This is a genomic window from Rhodovulum sp. P5 (assembly GCF_002079305.1).
Lineage (GTDB): Bacteria > Pseudomonadota > Alphaproteobacteria > Rhodobacterales > Rhodobacteraceae > Rhodovulum.
On record NZ_CP015039.1, the window covers coordinates 3,405,648 to 3,420,770 of the forward strand.

Annotated in this window: 17 protein-coding genes; 11 read left to right on the forward strand and 6 right to left on the reverse strand. The window is 63.0% G+C overall.

Going from position 1 to position 15,123, the window contains the following annotated elements:
- Positions 1-3 precede the first annotated feature (3 nt).
- The 5 genes from RGUI_RS16220 to RGUI_RS16240 form a co-directional block, all read right to left on the reverse strand.
- Complete coding sequence (locus RGUI_RS16220) at positions 4-738, reverse strand: heparan-alpha-glucosaminide N-acetyltransferase (protein ID WP_253798542.1); 735 nt, start codon at positions 736-738, stop codon at positions 4-6.
- The gene (locus RGUI_RS16225; protein WP_081534850.1) at positions 735-1,781 is read right to left on the reverse strand and encodes a YeeE/YedE family protein; all 1,047 of its coding nucleotides are present in this window, start codon (positions 1,779-1,781) and stop codon (positions 735-737) included. The genes RGUI_RS16220 and RGUI_RS16225 overlap by 4 nt, the downstream gene beginning before the upstream one ends.
- 55 nt (positions 1,782-1,836) lie before the next feature.
- A complete protein-coding gene (locus tag RGUI_RS16230; protein ID WP_156883100.1) occupies positions 1,837-2,142 on the reverse strand; it encodes a helix-turn-helix transcriptional regulator in 306 nt (101 codons plus the stop codon).
- A gap of 89 nt (positions 2,143-2,231) precedes the next feature.
- Complete coding sequence (locus RGUI_RS16235) at positions 2,232-2,726, reverse strand: heme-binding protein (protein ID WP_081534854.1); 495 nt, start codon at positions 2,724-2,726, stop codon at positions 2,232-2,234.
- Positions 2,723-3,121 (reverse strand): hypothetical protein, encoded by a 399-nt coding sequence (locus RGUI_RS16240; RefSeq protein WP_081534856.1) that lies wholly within the window; start codon positions 3,119-3,121, stop codon positions 2,723-2,725. The genes RGUI_RS16235 and RGUI_RS16240 overlap by 4 nt, the downstream gene beginning before the upstream one ends.
- 67 nt (positions 3,122-3,188) lie before the next feature.
- Between RGUI_RS16240 and RGUI_RS16245 the strand changes: the two genes are divergently transcribed.
- From RGUI_RS16245 to RGUI_RS16290, 10 genes are all read left to right on the forward strand, one after another.
- Positions 3,189-3,926 (forward strand): cytochrome c biogenesis CcdA family protein, encoded by a 738-nt coding sequence (locus tag RGUI_RS16245; protein ID WP_081534858.1) that lies wholly within the window; start codon positions 3,189-3,191, stop codon positions 3,924-3,926.
- A 27-nt stretch (positions 3,927-3,953) separates the two neighbouring features.
- Complete coding sequence (locus RGUI_RS16250; protein WP_081534860.1) at positions 3,954-4,520, forward strand: thioredoxin family protein; 567 nt, start codon at positions 3,954-3,956, stop codon at positions 4,518-4,520.
- Positions 4,521-4,664: 144 nt separating this feature from the next.
- Positions 4,665-5,150, forward strand: coding sequence for a sulfur oxidation c-type cytochrome SoxX (soxX, locus tag RGUI_RS16255; RefSeq protein ID WP_156883001.1), 486 nt, complete (start codon positions 4,665-4,667; stop codon positions 5,148-5,150).
- Positions 5,151-5,189: 39 nt separating this feature from the next.
- Positions 5,190-5,609, forward strand: a complete 420-nt coding sequence (gene soxY, locus RGUI_RS16260) for a thiosulfate oxidation carrier protein SoxY (protein ID WP_081534862.1) — start codon at positions 5,190-5,192, stop codon at positions 5,607-5,609.
- Positions 5,610-5,631: 22 nt separating this feature from the next.
- Positions 5,632-5,961, forward strand: a complete 330-nt coding sequence (gene soxZ, locus RGUI_RS16265) for a thiosulfate oxidation carrier complex protein SoxZ (protein WP_081534864.1) — start codon at positions 5,632-5,634, stop codon at positions 5,959-5,961.
- A gap of 31 nt (positions 5,962-5,992) precedes the next feature.
- Positions 5,993-6,853 (forward strand): sulfur oxidation c-type cytochrome SoxA, encoded by an 861-nt coding sequence (gene soxA / locus RGUI_RS16270; protein WP_081534866.1) that lies wholly within the window; start codon positions 5,993-5,995, stop codon positions 6,851-6,853.
- A gap of 109 nt (positions 6,854-6,962) precedes the next feature.
- On the forward strand, positions 6,963-8,654 hold the full coding sequence (soxB, locus tag RGUI_RS16275) for a thiosulfohydrolase SoxB (RefSeq protein ID WP_081534867.1): 1,692 nt from the start codon (positions 6,963-6,965) through the stop codon (positions 8,652-8,654).
- A gap of 50 nt (positions 8,655-8,704) precedes the next feature.
- Positions 8,705-9,976, forward strand: a complete 1,272-nt coding sequence (gene soxC, locus RGUI_RS16280; protein ID WP_081536138.1) for a sulfite dehydrogenase — start codon at positions 8,705-8,707, stop codon at positions 9,974-9,976.
- Positions 9,960-10,994, forward strand: a complete 1,035-nt coding sequence (locus RGUI_RS16285) for a c-type cytochrome (RefSeq protein WP_081534869.1) — start codon at positions 9,960-9,962, stop codon at positions 10,992-10,994. The genes soxC and RGUI_RS16285 overlap by 17 nt, the downstream gene beginning before the upstream one ends.
- 116 nt (positions 10,995-11,110) lie before the next feature.
- Complete coding sequence (locus RGUI_RS16290; protein ID WP_081536139.1) at positions 11,111-11,704, forward strand: thioredoxin family protein; 594 nt, start codon at positions 11,111-11,113, stop codon at positions 11,702-11,704.
- 21 nt (positions 11,705-11,725) lie between these two features.
- Here RGUI_RS16290 and RGUI_RS16295 read toward each other — a convergent pair whose 3' ends face one another.
- The gene (locus RGUI_RS16295; RefSeq protein WP_081534871.1) at positions 11,726-13,114 is read right to left on the reverse strand and encodes a methyl-accepting chemotaxis protein; all 1,389 of its coding nucleotides are present in this window, start codon (positions 13,112-13,114) and stop codon (positions 11,726-11,728) included.
- A gap of 1,046 nt (positions 13,115-14,160) precedes the next feature.
- Here RGUI_RS16295 and RGUI_RS16300 point away from each other — a divergent pair.
- A complete protein-coding gene (locus RGUI_RS16300; RefSeq protein WP_081534873.1) occupies positions 14,161-15,069 on the forward strand; it encodes a hypothetical protein in 909 nt (302 codons plus the stop codon).
- Positions 15,070-15,123: the final 54 nt, after the last annotated feature.

Consider the following 15,123-nt stretch of genomic DNA (forward strand, 5'->3'; position numbering starts at 1 on the left):
CGGTTATCGCAGGACGGCGGTGCCAAGCCAGACAAGAGCGATCAGCACGGGCTGATGCACCAGATAGAGGATCAGGCTGTGCCGCCCGGGCCATGCCAGCAGCGCAAGCAGGCCGGGTGGGTCGTGTGACCGCAAGCGTTCCCAGGCCCCCGCCTGCTGTCCCAACCGGGCCAGCGCCAGCCCCAGAAGGAAGGGGGCGAGCCATGGGAAGACGGGTTCGAAATCGACGCTGGGCCGCGGGTGGTGGGACAGCCCCAGCCAGTCGAGCCAGGGCCCGGGCAGGGCGTCGGTGCGGTATATCCGTGGCAGCAGCCAGACCAGACCGGCGGTGACCAGTGCAACGCCCGCGTGCAGCCGCAGGAAGGCCAGCCCGATCAGGCTGGCCAGAGCGATGGAATGCAGGATTCCGAAATAGACGAAGCCGTGGGGAAACGCGACATAAGTGCCCGCCGTCACCAGCCCCGCCGCCCCTGCAATGCGGACGAAGCGCCGGGCAAAGGCCCGCCACCGGACTCCGTTTCCATGGGCGAGGACAAGGCTGACCCCGGCAAGGCACAGAAACGCCCCGGCCACCGCAATCGAGAGCACGCGCCAGCCGCCGGTGGTGGCCGTGCGCGCTGGCAGATGGCCGAACATCTCCAGATCGTAGACGAAATGGAAGACGGCCATGCCCAGCAGTGCCGCGCTGCGCGCCATATCCAGCGCGACGATCCGGCCTGTGGTCGGTGCTGCGCTCAATCCGGCTGGAACCCGGCGATCAGGCGTTTCAGCCCGAAGAAGGCCCCGGCATAGATCGCGGCCAGCGTCACCGGGGCGGAATAGGCCAGCGTGGCAAAGGCCGTCGCCCCCTGTCCGATGGAGCAACCCAGGGCGACCACGCCGCCCACGCCCATCAGGGCGGCGCCCAAAAACTGCCGCCCCATTTCGCGGGGGTCCTCGCATGCCTCCCACCGGAAACTGCGACTTCGGCGGGAGCCAAGCCATGCGCCCAGCATCACGCCCATGACCGAACCGACCGAGAAGGAAAGCCCGCCCGCCGACGAGGTCATCAGCCACAGAAGCGTCCGGCCGAGGGGGGCGGTGAAGGTATGTCCCTCGACTTCGACCGCACCAAGGGTCAGGTGGTTCACCACCGACGTGCCCCAAAGCGCCCCGGCGATGGCAAGGCCCACGCCTGCGCCCCACCAGATGCGGCGGGGATCTTCGCGCAAGGGCCCGTGGCTCAGCCCCCAGCCAAGGAAACCGGCCGCGACCAGCAGGGCAAACAGAAGGGCCGGAATGCCAAAGGTCGCTTCCGCAAGATGCGCGAAGCCCTGCATCGAATCCGACGGGACCTGCGGAAACAGCCAGTCGCGCAGGGGCGCCAGCGGCCCCGACAGCGTGACAAAGCCGAAGATCGAGATCACGACGACCACGACGAGCGACCGCAGGTCGCCCCCGCCAAAGCGGGCGAGTGCGCCAAAGCCGCAATTGCCGGCCAGCGCCATGCCATAGCCGAAAAGACCCCCGCCAAGGACGCCGGCCAGCGGGTTCCAACTGATCCCGTGCCACGGTGTCTTGATCAGATCGATCTGCCCGACCGAGGCCAGCAGATAGGTTGCCGCGATCGCGGTGCCCAGAACCACGCCCCACATGCGCAACCTGCGCTGGTCTTCCCCGTAGATGGCGCTTTCAATCGCGCCCAGCGTGCAGAAATCGCCCAGCCGCGCGGCCAATCCCAGCACCGTGCCGGTCACAAGGCCGATGAGCGCCGCCCAGGCGCCCGGCGGTATGATGTCCATTCATCCTCCCCGGCCCGGGCCGTTCCTGCCGGCAGCCCTGGCCCTGTTCCTACTGTCAGCCGATCCCCTTCGGCGGGTTCTGTGCGTTGCAGAACATGTCGTGCATCAGTTCCAGCATGCGGCGGGCCTTTTCGTCCGCCAGCGAATAATAGATCGCCTTGCCCTCGCGGCGGTGCGAGACCAGACCTTCCAGCCGCAGGCGTGCCAGTTGCTGGCTGACGGCGGCCTGCCGCGAGGACAGGAGCGTTTCGAGTTCCGTCACCGATTTCTCGCCGGTCGAGAGATGGCACAGGATCATCAGACGGCCTTCGTGCGACAGCGCCTTGAGAAAGCTCGAGGCGCTTTCGGCATGCTCGATCATGTCTTCGGCTTCGATGCCCTCGCGCTGCGGCAAGGACCCGGAACCGGTGCTATGGGCGGATTCGGAAGCCATATCGGGAGCCGGGCCGGTCAGAAGCCCATATCCTCCTCGATTGCCGCGATGCCCCGCCTTGCGCAGACATCGTCAAGATCGGGGCCCGGCGCGCCGGAGACGCCAATGCCCCCCACCAGCGACCCGCCATGTTCGATCGGCACGCCGCCGCCAAGGGCCAGCGGTTCGCTGAGATCGCGGATGCCTGAAAAGAGTGTGCCGGGCGCTGTCAGATCCCCAAGCGCCATGGTGTCGGTGCGAAAACTTGCCGCGGTCCACGCCTTGCGCCGCGCGGTTTCCTCGACATGCGCCCCGGCAAAGCGGTCGCGTATGAAGGCCTGCATCGTGCCGAAACGGTCCACCACCGCCACGCCCACCTGATAGCCTTCGTCGCGGCAGTGGGTCATCGCGGCCACCGCGGCTTTCAGCGCGACCTCCGGCTTCAGGGCCTTGAAGTCGACGAATGCGTCTTCGGCCTGTGCCGTGCTTCCCGCAACCATCAGTGCCGCCGCCAGCCCCGCCTTGCCAATCATCCCTCATGTCCTCCCGTTTCCGCGTGATCTGCCCATTCGGGCTGTTTCTTGAGCATGTTCCCGATCAGCCCCCAGAAGAAGTCCTCCCCCGGATAGCCTTCCAGCCGGTCGACCTCGACCCCGTCGCGCAACAGCACGAAGGTTGGGGTGAATTGCGGCTTGCTGACGAGGGACACATCCTTCGGCAGCCGGGCCTTGAGATCGAACTTGCGCAAAGGCGCGACCTCTCCCTCGGTCGTCTTCGGCCAGATCGGCCCGATCTCGTTGTTCCACATGATACAGTAGGCGCATCCCGACTGCTCGAACATTGCCAAAACGAGATCGGCGCGCACCGGCGCAGCGGTCGCGGCAATCGCCCATACGGCGAAAAGCAGTGGCGAAAATACTCGTTTCATTGGGAACCGTCTCGTTACATTAAAAAATCGTAATGTGTTTTCGCATCTACGGCAAGGGAGGGCCTCGATGCTGGAGATCTCGTATGGTGGGGCGGCAATTGCGGGGATACTGTCCTTTCTCTCGCCCTGTATCCTGCCCATCGTTCCATTCTACCTGTGCTACATGGCCGGCATCTCGATGCATGAATTGCGCGGTGACGGGGCGATTGCGCACGGCGCGGTGAAAAGGCTTGTGATTTCGGCGATCTTCTTCGCGCTGGGCGTGACGTCGATTTTCGTGCTGCTTGGGATGGGGGCAACGGCCCTGGGGCAGGAATTCCGGGCGTGGAAGAACGAATTGTCCTATGTCGCGGCGCTGATCCTGCTCGTCTTCGGGCTGCACTTCCTTGGGGTGGTGCGCATCCCGTTCCTGTACCGGGAAGCGCGAATCGAATCGAAGGCGGAGCCCACGACGATTCTGGGCGCCTATCTGATGGGGCTGGCTTTCGGCTTTGGCTGGACGCCCTGCGTCGGGCCCGCCTTGGCCGCGATCCTGATGGTGGCCTCGGGGATGGGCGATATCACGCGGGGTGCGCTGCTGCTGCTGGTCTATGGGCTGGCGATGACGCTGCCCTTCGTGGTTGCAGCGGTCTTCGCGAAACCATTCCTTGCGTGGATGCAGCGAAACAGGAAGTATCTTGGCCATGTCGAGAAGGCGATGGGGGTGATGCTGATCCTGTTTGCTGTCCTGATCGCCACGAATTCGGTCAGCTACATCGCCGAGTTCATGATCAACAACGTGCCGTGGTTTTCGACCGTCGGTTAGTGTCGGCATATCTGAGGGAGGTATAGGATGAAATTCACAGCACTTCTGGCCGCGGGCGTCATGGCGGCGGCGCTGCCGGTGTTCGCCGCGTCGCCCATGGGCGATGACGGCCTGCACAAGCCCGACTGGCTGCGCGACACCTTCAAGGACATGTCGGAGGACTTGGCCGAGGCCGGGGCCGAGGGAAAGCGCATGCTGGTGATCTGGGAACAGCGCGGCTGCATCTACTGCAAGAAGATGCATGAGGAGGTGTTTCCAGACGAGCGCATCTCCAAGCTGATCGAGGACAACTATTTCGTCGTGCAGATGAACCTGTTCGGCGATGTCGAGGTCACCGATTTCGACGGCACGATGCTGTCTGAAAAGGAAATGGCGCAGCGTTGGGGCGTGTTCTTCACGCCGACGCTGATGTTCATGCCCGAAGAGGTGCCCGAGGGTGGGACCGCCGCCGAGGCCGCCGTGGCCACCATGCCGGGGGCGTTCGGGAAGGGGACCACCCGGTCGCTTCTGAAATGGGTGCTTGAGAAGGGCTATGAGGGGGATGAGCACTTCCAGAAATACGTCGCTCGGACCATGGCCGAGGAAAGTAACTGACATCTGAAAGCCGTATTTTCTGCGGCTATGCGACGGAAATGGTGGAATAATTCTCGTATGCAAAAAATTCTATTCGTTATTGCATGCGATGGCACACCTCCGCTAATGTCCGTTCAGGGAGAAGACACGGGAGGATTCTTGAACATGAAAAAGGTGGCACTCAGCGCCCTGTGCCTCGCGGCGAGCCTTGGCCTTGCACATGCCGAGGTTACGGTTACGCCGCAGGACCTGAAGATCGACGAGTACGGCTTTGTCCCCGAACCGCTGACCGATACGCCCGGCGATCCGGTCAACGGTCGCAAGATCGTGGGCACTAAAAGCCTTGGCAATTGCGTGTCCTGCCACGTGATCTCGGAAATGGCCCATGACGTGCCGTTCCACGGTGAGGTCGGGCCGGAACTGGACGGCGTGCCCGACCGCTACCCCGAGGCGATGATCCGCGGGATCCTCGCAAATTCCAAGAACGTGTTCGAGGGGACGGTCATGCCGGCCTATTACAAGGTCGACGGCTTCAACCGGATTGCCGATGGTTTCACCTCCAAACCGCTGGAGGGCGAGGTCAAGCCGCTTCTGTCGGCCCAGCAGATCGAGGATGTCCTCGCCTATCTGATGACGCTTTCGGACAACTGATCCCGGTCGCGGGGTCACATCCTTAAAAGGAGATAAGACATGGAGTTTACCAGACGAGGTGCGATGGCGGCCGGTGCCGGTCTTGCCGCTGCCCTGCTGCTTCCGGCCCGCGGCGCGATGGCCGCCGCCGAAGACATGATCGCCCAGTTCACCGGCGGTGCCAGTGTCGGGTCCGGTGGCCTGACGTTGACCACGCCCGAAATCGCGGAAAACGGCAACACCGTGCCGATCGAGGTGGATGCGCCGGGCGCGACCGAAATCCTCGTGCTGGCCTCGGGCAACCCGACCCCGGATGTCGCCAAGTTCAAGTTCGGACCGCTGGCCGGTGCGCAGCGCGCCTCCACCCGTATTCGCCTTGCCGGAACACAGGACGTTGTCGCCGTTGCCAAGATGGCCGATGGCAGCTTCGTGCAGGCGGCGAACACCGTGAAAGTCACCATCGGCGGCTGCGGCGGCTAAGAGTTTCTAGGAGACAGAAGACATGGCAGAAGGTGTCAAGCCCCGCGTGAAAGCCCCGAAATCGGCGGCAGCGGGCGAGTCCGTGGTCATCAAGACCCTGATCAGCCACAAGATGGAGTCCGGCCAACGCAAGGATAGCGATGGCAACCTCATCCCGCGCTCGATCATCAACCGCTTCACCTGCGACTTCAACGGGCAGAACGTGATCGACGTTGAACTTGCTGCGGCGATTTCGACCAACCCGTACTTCGAGTTCGAGGCGGTCATCCCCGAGGCGGGCGAGATGAAGTTCACCTGGTACGACGACGACGGCTCGGTCTACGAGGAAGCCAAGTCGGTCGCCATCGGCTGATCGCCGGGTACGTTTCAAGGGAGGGAAACGCATGAACAACACATCGCTCAAGACGATGACGGCAATGGCTGCGGCGCTGGCACTGGTTGCCGGCGGCGCAGTGGCTGGCCCCGACGACGATCTGGTGATCAATGGCGATATCCGGATCGTCACACGGACCGACGCGGCCGCGCATCTTGACGGCCATCTGGACGAGGTTCGCTCTGGCTGGACCTTCCGGACAGACGAAACCCAGGCGCTGGAAATGGACGACTTCGACAATCCCGGCATGATCTTCGTCGATGAGGCGATCGAGGCATGGGATATGGTCGACGGGACCGCGGGAAAATCCTGTGCCTCCTGCCACGGTGACGTGGAAGAGGGCATGGCCGGGGTGCGCGCGGTCTATCCGAAATGGGTCGAAGGCGCGCAGGAAGTCCGCACCATAGAGATGCAGATCAACGACTGTCGTGAAAACCGCATGGGCGCCAAGGTGTGGAAATACAGCGGCGGCGACATGACGAACATGGCGGCGCTGATCGCGTCGGTGTCGCGCGGCATGCCGGTGAATGTCACCATCGACGGCCCTGCACAGACCACGTGGGAGAAGGGCAAGGAGATCTACTATACCCGTTACGGGCAGTTGGATCTTTCCTGCGCGAACTGCCACGAGGAAAACTACGACAACTACATCCGGGCCGACCATCTGAGCCAGGGTCAGATCAACGGTTTCCCGACTTACCGTCTGAAGAATGCCAAGCTGAACTCGGTCCACGACCGGTTCAAGGGCTGCATCCGCGACACGCGCGGTGTGCCTTTCGGTGTCGGGTCGCCGGAATTCGTGGCGCTTGAACTCTATGTCGCGTCGCGCGGCAACGGTCTTTCGGTCGAAGGCCCGGCCGTCCGCAACTGATCTGAAGCACCCGCGCCGGTTGTTGCTGGCGCGGGATTTCTTCACCTTGAAACATTCATGTTCTTGCATGTAAGAATATGATAATCGCTCCAAGAAGGGTGGCACGACGATGATTTCCCGCAGAGACTTCCTTCAGGCCGCAGTGGCGGCCTCGGCCGTCTACGGCGCTTCGGGCATCGGCAACTGGGCCAGGCTGGCGGCGCAGCAGGCGCTGACCCAGGATCAGTTGCTGGACTTCGACACGTTCGGAAATGTGACTCTGATCCATGTCACCGACATTCATGCCCAGATGAAGCCGATCTGGTTCCGGGAGCCGGAAATCAACCTTGGCGTCGGTGCGGTGAACGGCAAGCCGCCCCACGTGACGGGGGCGGATTTCCTGAAGATGTTCAACCTCACCCCCGGCACGCCCGAGGCATACGCCCTGACCTATGTCGACTTCGTCTCGCTGGCGAAGGGCTATGGCAAGATGGGCGGTCTGGATCGCGTGGCGACCGTGATCAACGCCATCCGTGCCGACCGGCCCGAGGCGCTGTTGCTGGATGGCGGCGATACCTGGCACGGCTCCTACACCTGCCTGAAGACGCAGGCGCAGGACATGGTCAACGTGATGAACGCGCTGAAGCCGGATGCGATGACCAGCCACTGGGAATTCACCCTTGGCATCGATCGTGTGACCGAGATTGTGGACACGCTCGACTTCCCGTTCCTCGGCGCGAACATTTTCGACAATGAGTGGGATGAGCCCGCCTACGAACCCTATCAAATGTTCGAGCGGGGCGGGGCCAAGGTGGCCGTGATCGGGCAGGCATTCCCCTACATGCCGATCGCGAACCCCGGCTGGATGTTCCCCGGTCTTTCCTTCGGTGTGCGCGAGGACCGCATGCGCGAGGTCGTTCAGGAGGTTCGCGATGCCGGTGCCGATCTGGTCGTCGTGTTGTCGCATAACGGCTTCGACGTGGACCGCAAGATGGCGAGCCAGGTGCAGGGGATCGATGTGATCCTGACGGGCCACACCCATGACGCACTGCCCGAACCGGTGCTGGTCGGCGACACGATGCTGATTGCGAGCGGTTCGAACGGCAAGTTCGTGACCCGCCTCGATCTCGACGTTCAGAACGGGCAGATGATGGGCTTCCGCCACAAGCTGATCCCGATCTTCTCGGACGTGATCGAGCCAGACAGGGATGTTGCAACCATCATCGATGCGGAGCGCGCACCCTTCAAGGCGGAACTGGAAGAGGTGCTGGGCACGACCGACAGCCTGCTTTACCGCCGCGGCAACTTCAACGGGACGTGGGACGACCTGATCTGCAACGCGCTGATCGAGGAACGCGAGGCCGATATCGCGCTCTCGCCCGGCTTCCGCTGGGGGCCGAGCCTGGTGCCCGGCGCGCCCATCACGCGCGAAGACCTCTTCAACGCCACATCGATGACCTACCCCAATGCCTATCGTTCGGAAATGACGGGCGAGACGCTGCACATCATCATGGAAGACGTCGCCGACAACCTGTTCAACCCCGACCCCTACTACCAGCAGGGCGGTGACATGGTTCGGGTCGGTGGCATGGGCTACGACATCGACGTCTCCAAACCCCAGGGCAGCCGCATCACCAACATGACGCTTCTGAAGACGGGCGAACTGATCGACCCGGCGAAGACCTATGTCGTCTCCGGCTGGGCGAGCGTCAACGAAGGCACCGAAGGCCCGCCGATCTGGCAGGTCGTGGAAGACTACATCAAGCGCAAGGGTACCGTGACCGTCGACCCCAACAAGTCGGTCAAGGTCAGCGGGGCCTGAGCCGCAGGAGAATGAGCGAGATGACTGACCGAAACGAGGAGGGTGCAGACATGACCGACCAGTCCCGGCCCGCAACCACGCGGCGTGGATTCCTGAAGGCCGGCCTTGCCACCGGCGGCGCGATTGCCGCGGGCAGCGCTGCCCGTGCCGCGCAAGAACCCGACCCGCTGATCACCGAGGTTCAGCCTTGGGCGCAAGGCCTTGGCGAAGGCGTCGATGCGGTGCCCTATGGCCTGCCCATCGAGTACGAGGCCGACGTGGTTCGCCGCAACGTGCCGTGGCTGACGGCGGATGTGATCTCGTCCATCAACTTCACGCCCATCCATGCGCTGGACGGCACCATCACCCCGCAGGGCTGCGCGTTCGAACGCCACCATTCCGGCGCCATCGAGTTGCGCAAGGAAGACTATCGCCTGATGATCAACGGTCTGGTCGATCAGCCGCTGATCTTCACCTACGAGGATCTGGAGCGCTTCCCGCGGGTCAATCATACCTACTTCCTCGAATGCGCGGCCAATACCGGCATGGAATGGGCTGGTGCCCAGCTCAACGGCGCGCAATTCACCCATGGCATGATCCACAACATGGAATATTCTGGAGTGCCGCTGCGGACCCTGCTGGAAGAGGCCGGGGTGAAGACCGAGGGCAAGTGGGTCTATGTCGAGGGCGCGGATGCCTCGTCTAACGGCCGCTCGATCCCTTTGGACAAGGCGATGGACGATGTCCTCGTCGCCTTCAAGGCCAATGGCGAAGCGCTGCGCAAGGAACATGGCTATCCCGTCCGCCTCGTCGTGCCGGGCTGGGAAGGCAATATGTGGATCAAGTGGCTGCGCCGGATCGAAGTGACCGATCAGGCCATCGAAAGCCGCGAGGAAACCTCCAAATACACTGACACGCTGGCCGATGGCACCTCGCGGAAATGGACCTGGGTGATGGATGCCAAGTCCGTCATCACCAGCCCCAGCCCGCAATCGCCGATCAAGCACGGCCCCGGCCCACTGGTCATCACCGGGCTGGCGTGGTCCGGCCGTGGTGCCATCGACCGCGTGGATGTGACCATCGACGGCGGCAAGAACTGGCAGACCGCGCGTCTGGCCCAGCCGGGTCAGGACAAGGCGATTTCGCGCTTCTACCTTGAAATCGACTGGGACGGGTCGGAAATGCTGCTGCAAAGCCGCGCTATCGACAGCACCGGTTATGTCCAGCCGACCAAGGCGCAACTGCGCGACGTGCGCGGGCTGAACTCGATCTATCACAACAACTGTATCCAGACCTGGTGGGTGAAGGCCGGCGGGGAGGCTGAGAATGTCGAAATTTCGTAATCTGGTTATCGGAACGGCGCTGGTCTCGACCCTGTCGGCCGCCCCTGCATTTGCCGAGAAATTCGGGCTGGGCCGTCCCGCCCTGCCCGAGGAAGTCGCCGCGTGGAACGTCGATGTGGCACCCGATGGAACCGGCCTGCCGGCGGGCTCCGGCTCGGTCGAGGATGGCGAATGGCTCTTTTCGGAAAACTGTGCGGTCTGCCACGGCGAATTCGCCGAGGGTGTGGACAACTGGCCCAAGCTGGCCGGGGGTGACGACACACTTGACCACGACGATCCACTGAAGACGGTCGGATCCTACTGGCCCTACCTGTCGACGGTCTGGGACTATGTCCACCGTTCGATGCCGTTCGGCGGCGCGCAGACGCTGGAGCCTGACGAGGTCTATGCCATCGTGGCCTACATCCTTTACTCCAACTACATCGTGGAAGACGACTTCGTCCTGTCGAACGAGAACTTCCTCGACGTGGTGATGCCCAATGCCGACGGCTTCATCATCGATGACCGGGCCGAGACCGAGTATCCGCAGTTCAGCCAGCAGCCCTGCATGACCGACTGCAAGGAAAGCGTGCAGATCACCATGCGCGCGGCCGTTCTGGATGTGACCCCCGAAGAGGTGACCGAGAACGAGGCCGAAGCGGCAGCAGAGTTGAAGGCCGCGGCGGATGCGCAGGACACCGCGCCGATCATGATGCCCGACCCGATGCTGGTGTCTGCGGGTGAGAAGGTGTTCAAGCAGTGCAAGTCCTGCCATCAGATCGGCGAGAACGCCTCCCACAAGGTGGGGCCGGTCCTGAATGGTGTCGTGGGACGCGCCGCCGCGCAGGCCGATGGATTCAAGTATTCGCCTGCTTTGCAGAACGCGGGGGAAGAAGGTCTGATCTGGGATCACGATACGCTTGACGCCTATCTCGAAAGCCCGCGGGCGGTGGTGCAACGGGGCCGGATGTCGTTCCAGGGCCTGCGCTCGGAAGAAGACCGGGAAGCGGTAATCGCCTATCTGCGCACCTTCAACTGACGCCGGCCCCCTCCCGAACCGGCGTGTGCGGCCCCCGCTTCCCTAGGGGGTCGCCATTTCGTGTTTCGCACGGGCGCTGTGCCCTGTGCTAGGCTTTGCCGACAAGGGAGGGAATGATGCTGACACGCCGCCATCTTCTGGCGGGGGGAGCGGCGCTTGCGCTGGTCCGCCCCGCCTGGGCCGAGGCGATCCTCGGCGACGACGGTCTTCACAAGCAGGACTGGTTTCTCGACAGTTTCCTTGAACTCGGCGATGACCTGAACACCGCCGCGGCAGGGGACAAGGGGCTGATCGTGCTGTTCGAACAGGCAGGCTGCCCCTATTGCCGCGAACTGCACCGCGTGAATTTCGCCCGGCCGGAGATCAGGGACTACCTGATCGCGCATTTCGATGTCGTGCAACTCGACATGTGGGGCTCCCGCGCGGTTCTGGATTTCGATGGCGAGGAACTGGAAGAGCGCGCGCTTGCCGCGAAATGGGGTGTGAATTTCACGCCGACGACCGTGCTGTTCCCCTCGGTCAGCGCAGGCGCAGCCGATCGCGCGGCGGCGGAGGCGTTCCGCCTGCCGGGATATCTGAAGCCGTTCCACTACCTGTCGGCGCTGGAATATGTCAGCACCGGCGCCTATCGGGACCAGCCGTTCCAGCGATTCCTGCAGGACAAGTTCGCAACCCTGCGTGCACAGGGAATCGACCCCGACGTGTGGTAGACGCCCGATCCCGTCGGCGAACTATCCCGCGCGGGCGAAGCTGACGGTGGTGCCCTGATCGTATCCGTCGGCGCACAACTCTCTGACCAGGGCCTTCAGCCGGTCCGACCCGTCGCGTAGCGTGACGGCAGCGGCCAGCGTCTGTTCGACCATCGCGGCGTTTTGCTGGGTCATGTTGTCCATGTCGGCGACGGCCACGTTGATCTGTTCGATCCCGCTGGCCTCCTCCTCGGCCGAGACGGCGATTTCCCGCAGCAGCCGGTCGATTTCGGAAACCTTGTCGGCGGTGCGATCCAGCGCCTCGCTGACATCGGAGATGATCTTCACGCCGTTTTCCACATGCTGCGTGCTGGAGCCGATCAGCCCCCGAATCGACTTGGCCTCATTCGCGGACCGGTGGGCCAGTGCGCGCACTTCCGACGCCACGACGGCAAAGCCCTTGCCAGCGTCACCTGCGCGGGCAGCCTCGACCGTGGCGTTAAGCGCCAGAAGATTCGTCTGAACCGAGATTTCGTCAATAACGGTCAGGATCTTGGCGATCTCGGCCGAACTGGCGGAAATCTCGGTCATCGCCTTTTCGGCGGAATCCATGATCGTGCTGGATTGCGTGACCATTTCGCTGGCGGCCGATGCGGCGCCGGTCGCCTCTCGCGCGCCGATCGAGGTGCGCTTGACCGTTTCGGTGATTTCCGACAGCGAGGCGGCGGTTTCTTCCAGCGCGGCGGCCTGGTTTTCGGTCCTGCGCGAGAGGTCCTCCACCGCGCGGGCGATCTCATGGGTGCCGTTGCCGACTTCCTCTGCGTTGTTGCCGATGCCGCCGATCACACCTTCGATCGCTTCCATGGCTTCGTTGAAGTCCTGCCGGGTGCCCGCGATCTTTGCCGGCACATCGTCCCCGATCCGGTGGGCAAGATTGCCCGACGCCAGCGCCTTCATTGCCGTGCCGAGGATGTCCATCGCTTCGATATCGGCCTTGGCGTCACGCTCGAAGAACTGCTGCATCGCGACGGCAACATCGGCGAAGATCGAAAGAAGCAGGCTTTGGAACAGCTCTGCACGGGCAGATTCGCGTTTGCCTTTCGTGGCGGCACTCAACGCTGCGACCAGCCCGCTGGCATAGTAGCCGTAACCTTCGAGGTACTTCGCGAAACTGATCTGATCGGCGATATTCTTGGCGAGGTCTTCCTGAATCCGGAAGTATTCGGGCGAGAAGTCCCCGGTCGCGATATGCTTGAATTTCCGGCTTTCAACCTCGAAAAGGTCCTCCGGCAGCGCGCGGATATTGGGGTCCACGACAGTATAGGCCGTCATCAGCGCATCGTGGAGTTTGCCCGAAATGAGCTTGTGGACGTCCTGCCCCCGCGCTTTCCGATCGTTCGACCAAGGGCGGATTTCGTCTTCGATCTTCATTCCTGTGCTCCGGTAGGGACGGCGACGCTCCACCAGCGTTGGGCGGACGACGGGTTTCTGCTCCAAGTAAAATGTGTTGATTCGGTAAGCTTTCTCCTAACGTCGACCGGTTTGCGCGGGCTGCTTGGAGGGAGCATCATGAATGACTCGCGCTTACGCGGGACTCTGACTCTGCTCGGCAAACGCGCGCCTAAGCTCGGCAGTTCGTTGCCCACAGAGCAAAGGCATCAAGCGCGGAGACCTCAAATATCGCAGCGCTTGATGCCTTTGCGGTCAACCGTCCCACTGGCCGCCAAGCTCGAGTTTTTCTGGCAGGTATTCATAAGGTACGACTTGTGTCGCCAATTCCATCCCGGATGGCGCGAGGCGTCTTCGCTCGCATATAGGGGCGCCAAAGAAGTCACGGACAGGACTAATGCCTGTGTGATCGGGCACTTATGGGCATCTAACGTCGATCCATTCCCGGCATTCGCTGCGCCGATGCCGAAATGGGAGGTCGGTGGACGGGACTGCCGGCCGCTGCGAGTGGTCGATTTATGCCGCTGCCGCGAGGGAGCCGGAAGGATGGGCGGGAACCAGACATTCGCCGCGAATGCGAACCATGAATGCGGCAATCGATGTAGGAGACACTCGCAAGACGCGGCTGCAGTCCTTCATTCCGGACCGCCCCGAGGTGGCTCTAGAGCCCATTCTTCCTCACCGCGCGGACGCAGCACTTCGCAAGCGCAGCGATTCGTTGATGGTAAAGCCGACCCCTTCCGCTCGTAAGACTGGCCACTCAGTACGGCAGCGCAATTTACGCATAGCAGCAATCCCTCAATTCCAAGGAATCTCGAGAAACGATCCAGAGTGATCTCGATCGCAAGCACCGCATGACCCGTTGCCATCGAAATTGGTCGTACTGTCGTTCATCGTCGCACTCGCCGCGATGTTCTTGCCAGAAGTAAAGGCCGAGATTATTCAATCGAGCATCGCATTGCTTCTGTCATGACATGGTTCCACAGGGTTAGTAGCTGAGATCACCACAGAAGTGGGAGACTTTCGGAATGGGTAGCATTCGAAAACGGGTCGGGCTGTTTTTGACGATCGCCGCAGCGGCACCGTTCGCATTCCCGATCTCCGCTGCCGCGGGCGGCTGCACCTTCCGCGGGGAAATCGTCTACGCCGAGGACTTCCCAAGAATCGTGATCGACCGGGCCGATCCCGAGCATGGCGGTCAGGCTCTCGGTCCGCACGCCCCTCTTTACCCCGGCGATGTGCTGCTGGTGCAGGGTGATCAGGTCGCCTGGATCCGGGACGAGCCCGGGGGCGATCTGCGCGAAATCACCGCCGGCGACGGCCGTGTAACCATCGGCCAGCCCGAGACCTGCGACGTCCACGCCGGTTTCGCGGTGACACTCCGCGGACTTTATGCCTCGCTCAACGCCATCATCGGCGGCCCCGTGACCGATCAGCCGATTGTTACTTATCCGCGGCGCGGCGACCCTGCCCCAGGCGGCCTGAAGCTTGCCTTTGGGGACGGACAACTGCTGGCGGCCGGTACAGAGTTCCTGAGCGTCAGTTGGACCGGGCTCGACGCGGAGGTGGCCCTCAGGTCAACGACCGACGACACCGTTCTCATCAATCTGCGCAGCGCAGGCGTGCCCCTTGTCGAGGGGGCCATCGAACGCCCGCTGCAGCCGGGCGAGGCGCTGCGCCTGGAGTTCGAGACCGAGAAGGGGCGGGTCACACGCACGATCCGCGTCGTGCCGCGGGGCGATCTTCCAAAGCCGGCGGGCGTGGAGAGCCTTGACGATCTCACACCGGCCGAGGCCACGATCTACGCGATCTGGCTCGCCACCGAGGGTCCGCCCGAATGGCGCCTGCAAGGCATGAGCCTGCTCGCCCGGGCCGCCCGGGACGACTACATGGCCTGGAAGGTGCTTCGCGGGCTGCGATCCGAGCCTCCAGGATGATCTCTTTCTTTAAGCGCCAGGCCGGAGGCGTCCTGGTCCAATGAGGTAGGTGGT